This window comes from Pseudoalteromonas sp. BSi20495 (assembly GCF_000241185.1).
Lineage (GTDB): Bacteria > Pseudomonadota > Gammaproteobacteria > Enterobacterales > Alteromonadaceae > Pseudoalteromonas > Pseudoalteromonas fuliginea.
In genome coordinates, this window is record NZ_BADY01000098.1 from 1 (window position 1) to 7,220 (window position 7,220).

Sequence of the window (7,220 nt, forward strand, 5' to 3'; positions counted from 1 at the left end):
GGCCACTATGCCTTTTGAGTATTGCAGAGAATTGTTATACAGGTATTAAGACACGATACAGCGATCAGTTTTTACATGTTATACACACGTTCGCTAAAAAGCATAAAGACTATAAAAACAAGATTAATAAAAGTGTATTGTTTGATTATCCAATAGTGCCTGAAAAAGTGGTATCTACTCTCCACCAACGAGATGAATACTTTATTAAGGTTAAATTGAGTGAACAAGAAACGGTTAGTTTACTATTGAAAAATAAAGATGCATTAACGCACCAATTCACACTTCAACAAGTTTTAGAATCTATTGTTCATGCCATTGGTGAAAAGACTAGTTATTATGGTTCTAAGGATGCAGTTATACCAAAGAGTTCATTTATTCTTAATTCAGAATTGCCAATTTTAATGTATTATATTAAGTCGTTTAACTACACTATTAATAACAACATGATTGTTATAGATAGAATTGCATTAGCAAAACCACGCGATGTATACAACAAAGAACTAGATTATTTTCATGATAATAAAGACGGCTGTAAAACGCTTAATGAAACTGCTCAGAATATAAATAAACTAGGATTTATCTAGCAGTAAAACGAATTCATAAAACATAAAACAATAATTTTTTGTCATAATTTTATTATTGTAGTTTTAAGGTCACTTATATTAAAGTGTACCTTTTTTTAACAAAAAAAAAGACACAACGATTAATATTCGCTGTGTCTTTTTGTTAAAATTTAAACAATACATAATTATTTATGATAACTACCTCACAAAAAATATCATAAATAATTATAGATTAACAATTTATGTTATGGTCAATGTAAATTGTTTTTATAGGTGGGTTTTCATCCCTTCAATGTCCCACCTCTTATGCGAAAAAGCCACAATGATTTAATTCGTTGTGGCTTTTTTGTGTCGGTATCATAATGATTAATAAGGATTGTTACTTCTAGTGCGTATATACTCCATGTCATTATTATGAACACTCGGCAAGGGTGCTACTATCGTTTGATTATTGTTAGCAACGTTAATATTACTAAATGAATTATTTCCACCAGCATTGTTTAATTCTGGTTTTAATACTGCATTAGATGCTTGTTTAAAATCCTGTTTATTCATCGGTATATCATTAATCTTATAAACAGATCCTATACTTTCACGTATGTTTGCCCTAGCACTACCAATGTTTGATAAATCCGTTGATTTAATAGTTTTCTTATCATCAATTTTAGATTTATTGTCATCATCCCAGGGCATTGAAAAATCAAAATCTGGTATCTTAAACGAGTCTGCAATACTTTTTGTAAAATCCGTGACCATTGTATCTAAACTAGTCATTGCACTATCAAAAGCACCACTTACAAGATCCGCTGTATAATTGAATGCTTTTTCAAGACCATTAACCAATAACCCTATTGGATTTAGTTCAAAAACTGCTTTCAATGATTTTTTCCAATCTCCCTCCATTATTCCTGAAACAAGATCAGTCATTTTCTCTAGTGGATAAGTAAGCGCATCATACAAACCTTGTGAATATCCCTTTATAGTATCCCCCATAGATTTTAAGGAATTGGTATCAAACAAACCGAATGTTATAAAATCTAACATCCCCCCAAAATAACTAGTTACCGCATCTTTAACAGAACCGCTTTTCTTGAAAGTTTCTAACGCTTCGGTAACACCACTGAACAATGCACCTACTATTGCAACGGGTAACATAATTTTGCTTAATACTTTAGGTATAACACGTGCAATACTCTTACCTAGTGACTTGAACCCTTTCATAAATCCGCCTGTAAGCGTTTTTAACAGTGTTTTAGGGTTGAGCATACCAAATACACTACCAAGTATTGATCCGCTGTCTTCTTTACCACTAACACCACTAGATTTACCTTTAAGATCCTGTAACGCTGTTAATAGTTGGTCATTATACAATTCATCTTCACGTCTACGTTCTTCTAAACCGTTCAATAACGGTGTAAGCTTATGATTTATATTGATTAATTGCGTTTCAATTGCCTTAAAATCGTTGTCCTCGTTCACTGGGACTTGAACAGGTTCTTGTTTACCATTATCAATTGATACAATATTGTTTAAAAAATCATCAATAGCACCACCGATTGATAATAATTCTTGATTCGATACATTAACTAGTTCTTCTAGACGTTCTAAACTAAGTGTTGATAGGTCTAGTTCAGGAACATTGATTGTATTGTTAACAACACTTTCAATAGTTGGATCTATTTTAGAAACATTGTTTAACTTTTGAACACTATCATCAATAGATAATAATTGCTCATTGGCAAAATCAAGCTGATTTATAACTTCATCGTTGGTTAATTTAGATAAATCTTGTGTAAGATTGTTTTCAACATTTACAATATTTTCAATATGTTGCTTACTATCTACACCGTGATCAATAGCTGGTGGATTTTGTAAGTTATTAATTGAATCATTGATTGATACTAGTTCATCATTGTTTAATTTTAGTTCCTTTTCTATAGAACTATTATCAACTTTGAATTCGTTTTCACGAACATTGCCTTTATTATCTGGTTTATCTGCTTTACGATCTGCCAGTTCTTTTAATAATGTCTCTTGACGCTTAGCGCTTTGTTCACGCTGCTGTAACAGTTCAAAAAGCTGATCTTCTGAACCCTCTTGAACTTGGTAAGACTGTTCGCGACTACCTTTTAACGAGTCTGTTATTTTATTGCCAAAATGAGCAAAGCCCATTGCTAGAAGTGGACTATCATTTAACCCTGAAAGAACCGCGCCAATATCCCCAAAATTATCAACGGATTTTGAAACAAACGCTGTAAATCGGTTACTGTTTGCTTTAATGCTTTCCTCTGTAGTATCCACGAACTTTTGAAGTTGTAGTTTCTGTTCATCGTCTTGAATATTTTTTGATAGTTCGCGCAATACATCAAGCTGTTTTAAATTGTCGCGTTGTTCGTGTTTAGATTGCTTACGACTATCAATGTTAATATCTTCAAGTTGTTCAAACAATTTTGATGTTTCACTACTCATAGTGTCACGAACACTATCTGTATATTTTCTTACCTCTAAACGATTATCTGTAAAAGCAGATTCATTTTTAGTTCGTGCATTATTTTTTGATAATTCTTTGATAGTCTTTTCTAAAGCGCTAGTTGCTTGTAACTGTTCTTTATGTTGTTTATTGACTTCATTTAGCCGTTGTTGTTCTTCTGGTGTTAAATCTTGTTGGATTGTCATAATTGCGATGTTTTATTGTTGTTTTATATATCAATATTTATTAAAAATACTGTTGATGAAACACGCATTTAGATTTACGAATTCAAAAATTGATTTACTATATTTCTCTATCATAAATAATATAGTGAGTGAGAGGGAAGAACGATACACCATCTGGTCACTGTCTGTAGTTCAAAATAAGTAGCGATTGCTTACAATGGTTAAAGCCTTTGCATAGGGTGTAACTACCATTGAACCAACGTGACGAGCTATGTGTAAGTTGTTGAGTGGATTATCGCGAAGATAACAATTTATTTTTGACTATTCTGTATAATCGCATAATTGTATCGTATCTCTAAAAAAAGGCACAACTAATCAATAGAGTTGTGCCTTTTTGTGTCCGTCATTTACTGTAATAATGTATAAAACTAATCTAATACTCTAAATCATTTTTATTGAATGCTGTAATGGCATTATATGAGTCATCTTGTGCTTTATACAAAAGAGCTAGATTATCAAATTTTTGTTGCTCATGTATCATATGAGGTAGAAACAGCTCTACAATAAAACCTGTCTTGTAGTGTATCTTCGCCATAGCAGATCTTTTTACTTTAGTTAGCTCTATTTTGCTAATAAACCTCTTCAAAGTTTCGTTATACAAAACTCTATTTCTTTCTTCTGTAAAATCTAACTTATTAATATCTTTTATAGAATTCAGGACTAAATCTAGATCTGAATTCCTTCTATAAATTAATAACTTAGATTCAATATCTTTTATTTCTTCATTTATTTTTTGTCTTTGCCTAGATAATGCTAGAACAGTTTTTCGAGTTTCATTTATTGACTCTAAATCATCATTTTCAATGTAAGACTGCATTAAAGCGTCATAATAACTTTTGTTCTTTGTAATTTTTTCTTGTCTTCTAATTTTGAGTTGATTTTTTGTTCTAGTTCAATTATCTGATCATGATCAGATGTATCTTTAAGTAGCTCCCTAAAGTCATAATTCCCAAAATAATTTATGAAATTCGGTAGGATAACTTTTTCGTAGTTGATAGAACCATTTTTACATTTCTCAGTTATGTTTTTCGGTTGGCTCATACTTGAACACCGCAAGAATGTATGTATATCAGATTGTTTAAAATAGCCGTAATTACTTCCACAACAAGAACATTTAGTAAGTCCTGAAAATATGTTTACTACCTTCCTAATACTACGTTTACCCTCAAACATACCTTGAACAATATCAAAGTCTTCTTTCGAAACTATTTTTGGATAATAGCCTTCTACAATTTCGCCAGTTGAAATACGTCTCCGTGTATTGGTGTAATCGTTTTTAAAGATCTCATATGCACCATAAACACCACGATGTTTTAAAATATCAGTAACTCGTGTTGAATTGAGCGGATTTTTACTTTTGCTTTTATTACCAGCTAATCGAATGCCTTTTTCATTAAAGTAACGAGTTATAGAGTGCAAACCCATTCCTTCGATTCTTAACTTAAAGATTAATTCAACATGCTTTACTTGTTCAGGTAGAAGGGTGAATTTATTATCTTCGAATACCATCCAAAAAGGCATATGAGAATTTTTTACAGCAATACCATTAGCTATTTTTTCTCTTTTCCTTGCAAATGTATCCCGCAACCTAACTGATTTTTGCTCACTCTCCATAAATGCCAAGTGCAGACCAGCCGTAACTAAAAGATCAGCTCCAATTTCATTTGATGATGAGTCATCGAAAATAATATTATATTTTACAATAGCAATTTTAATACCCGCATCGAAAATCCTCAGAATCAGTTTTCTAGATTCACTGATTTTTTGTCTGGATAGCCGATCGAGTGCTTCTAATACTAATAAAGAACCTTTTTCGATTTTACCATTTTCAGCATCAATAATGAATTTGCCTAATTCACCATCCAATATGTTTGAACCATCGTAAGCAGATACGCCACTATCATTGATAATCTTAGATTGAATATATTGAATCCCATCTTGATTTGATGCGTTAATACCGTCTAAGAATTTTGTTATAAAATCTTCTTGTCTATTAAGACCTTCACCTGAAATCTGGGATTTTGATGATATGCGAGTGTAAAAATATGCGGGTTTTTTCATAATAGCAGCTTTAATTACTTTCTGAGACTTATAGTACTTTAGAAAGGGATTTAGTTATACTTTTATAATAACAGCTATGATTGTACTTATTGTGCTAATTTCGGTTGGCTCAGGAGTAGTTTACGATATGTATAAAAAGCATCTTGAGTTTAAACATAAAATGCAAAACAACAACAGCGATGCCCATAAACAATTAGCTGAAACAAACGCACAAGTGCTTGCATTAAAAGAGCGCGTACAAACACTTGAGGCTATTGTTACTGATTCGAGCTTTAACGTTAAAGATGAAATTAATAAACTTTAAATTGTTATAAGTAATTTGGATATAAATGTGCATTTTCTGGCTGCTCAATACCGTGAGCAGCTAAAAACCCACCAATAGCTTGCCCGCAGCCCTGTGGTGCTCGCCCACTGTCTATCTCAAAGTTTAACTGATTAGCATGTTGCTTACCCATAGAGCAAAGCCCTACGGTACTTGGCGAGCGCATAGCGATACTTAGGTTACCTATTTGTTCAACCGCAACGTGCTTACTAAAGCGGGCAAAACCTTTGTATTTAAACTGCTCGTTTACGTAGTCGTTACTTGTGGCCACCAATGCCGCAATTAAGCCGTGTAAAAAGCTATTAACGGATGGATCTGCTGTTAAAAACGCAATTGTTTTTTTATTAAACTCGCTAAGCTGGCAATCCTCACACAACAGCTCAACAGTATATAAATATTGCTCGGCTACTTGCTGCTGGCTTTTAAGCTCAATGCTTTTTCCTGCAAATACAATGCGTTTAAGCACTTCATCAACGTTACTTGTAACCGCTTCGCTTTTAACAAGTTCAGGGTTTTGCGCCATTACCGGTAAGTCGTGATGGTTATTAAATGGCGTGCTTGTTGCGCCGCTTTGCATTAACTGAAAAAGTTCTCTTACTTCGTGTTCTCGCGCTACTTTTAACGCTAAAAATGCGGTTTGAATAAGCTCTGAGGTAGGTAAGTTTTCCTCTACTATCCAGCGTCTGCCAAATAATAGCTTTTTAGCTTTGGCTTCATTAATAGATGCGCTTTTTTGATAGTTATCTGGGCTCAGCACTGCTACTTGCAGGTAAATTTCTTCACCTTTTTGTGCAGCAAGCACTCTAAAATGAGCCGAAAATTCAATACTCTCAAGTACTTCGTTTACGCTTTGAAGCGTGTGCTTGTAACGTAAAAAATGCTGTGGCACCACCCAGTTACTATTAGCTAATTGCACAAGGGGTGCATAAGAAATAGGTTGCTCGTAACTGTGTTGCCATTTTTGCTCATTGCTAAGCAAATGATTAATGTGACTCTTGTTATCTGACATAAATAAACCAAATAAACTCGCGTTGTGCGATATAAACTATGAACACATTACGTCGTCAATGTCGTAATTAGATCACATGTACGCCCTACTTTTGGGCTTTTTTAACTATCGGTGAGTTCTTGATAGTCTGTTATAACTTTTTGATAGTATGGCTTATCTTTATTGAGCATTTTATTATAATGATTTATGAGTTGCCGTTGGTACATAGCGTGCTCTGTACTAGCAAAGTCCCACATTTTGTTGCCGGTATGGCTAATCTCATTATTGGTACTAAAGCTCACTTCAATCACTTCATAAAAACGTTTGTTGTCGTAAACTATTTGTTCACTTATTAGCCCTAAACCGAGTTGTTTTAAACCCACTCGCAACTTATAAGTGTGATGCACTGGGCATAAAATAAACCGAACATTATTTAAATGCTCAACTGCGTTATTAGCAATAATTTGTTGTACTAAACTTAACAACAGCTCACCGCCAACACCTGCTATTACAACTACTTGGCTTTTTCTTTGAGCAATTTCAATTTTGCCTACATCCTGACATAAGACCC

General features: G+C 33.3%; 7 protein-coding genes. 2 read left to right on the top strand and 5 right to left on the bottom strand.

Translation table 11 applies throughout. From position 1 onward, the window contains the following. Window positions 1-584 (top strand): hypothetical protein (locus tag P20495_RS22305; protein WP_033016068.1); only part of this gene is annotated, 584 nt, incomplete at its 5' end. Window positions 585-929: 345 nt separating this feature from the next. Here the strand turns inward: P20495_RS22305 and P20495_RS07025 are convergent. The 3 genes from P20495_RS07025 to P20495_RS07020 form a co-directional block, all read right to left on the bottom strand. Beyond that, on the bottom strand, window positions 930-3,239 hold the full coding sequence (locus P20495_RS07025; RefSeq protein ID WP_008137248.1) for a hypothetical protein: 2,310 nt from the start codon (window positions 3,237-3,239) through the stop codon (window positions 930-932). Between the two features lie 412 nt (window positions 3,240-3,651). Continuing rightward, a complete protein-coding gene (locus P20495_RS20725) occupies window positions 3,652-4,095 on the bottom strand; it encodes a hypothetical protein (RefSeq protein ID WP_033016069.1) in 444 nt (147 codons plus the stop codon). Beyond that, a complete protein-coding gene (locus P20495_RS07020) occupies window positions 4,095-5,339 on the bottom strand; it encodes a recombinase family protein (protein WP_008137252.1) in 1,245 nt (414 codons plus the stop codon). Before P20495_RS07020 ends, P20495_RS20725 begins: the two co-directional genes overlap by 1 nt. Before the next feature lie 76 nt (window positions 5,340-5,415). On the opposite strand from P20495_RS07020, the gene P20495_RS20730 reads away from it, so the two are divergent. Beyond that, the gene (locus P20495_RS20730) at window positions 5,416-5,643 is read left to right on the top strand and encodes a hypothetical protein (protein WP_008172234.1); all 228 of its coding nucleotides are present in this window, start codon (window positions 5,416-5,418) and stop codon (window positions 5,641-5,643) included. A gap of 4 nt (window positions 5,644-5,647) precedes the next feature. Here P20495_RS20730 and P20495_RS07015 read toward each other — a convergent pair whose 3' ends face one another. Together P20495_RS07015 and P20495_RS20735 are read right to left on the bottom strand one after the other, a co-directional pair. Then, on the bottom strand, window positions 5,648-6,670 hold the full coding sequence (locus P20495_RS07015) for a hypothetical protein (protein ID WP_008137257.1): 1,023 nt from the start codon (window positions 6,668-6,670) through the stop codon (window positions 5,648-5,650). Between the two features lie 101 nt (window positions 6,671-6,771). Continuing rightward, on the bottom strand, window positions 6,772-7,220 hold a 449-nt coding region (locus P20495_RS20735; RefSeq protein WP_033016070.1), incomplete at its 5' end, for a tRNA (adenine(22)-N(1))-methyltransferase TrmK.

What these genes read in the sequence shown, in the direction of transcription:
- P20495_RS07025 (WP_008137248.1), bottom strand. Translation starts at nt 3,239, where the DNA reads ATGACAATCCAACAAGATTTAACACCAGAAGAACAACAACGGCTAAAT.
- P20495_RS20725 (WP_033016069.1), bottom strand. Translation starts at nt 4,095, where the DNA reads ATGCAGTCTTACATTGAAAATGATGATTTAGAGTCAATAAATGAAACT.
- P20495_RS07020 (WP_008137252.1), bottom strand. Translation starts at nt 5,339, where the DNA reads ATGAAAAAACCCGCATATTTTTACACTCGCATATCATCAAAATCCCAG.
- P20495_RS20730 (WP_008172234.1), top strand. Translation starts at nt 5,416, where the DNA reads ATGATTGTACTTATTGTGCTAATTTCGGTTGGCTCAGGAGTAGTTTAC.
- P20495_RS07015 (WP_008137257.1), bottom strand. Translation starts at nt 6,670, where the DNA reads ATGTCAGATAACAAGAGTCACATTAATCATTTGCTTAGCAATGAGCAA.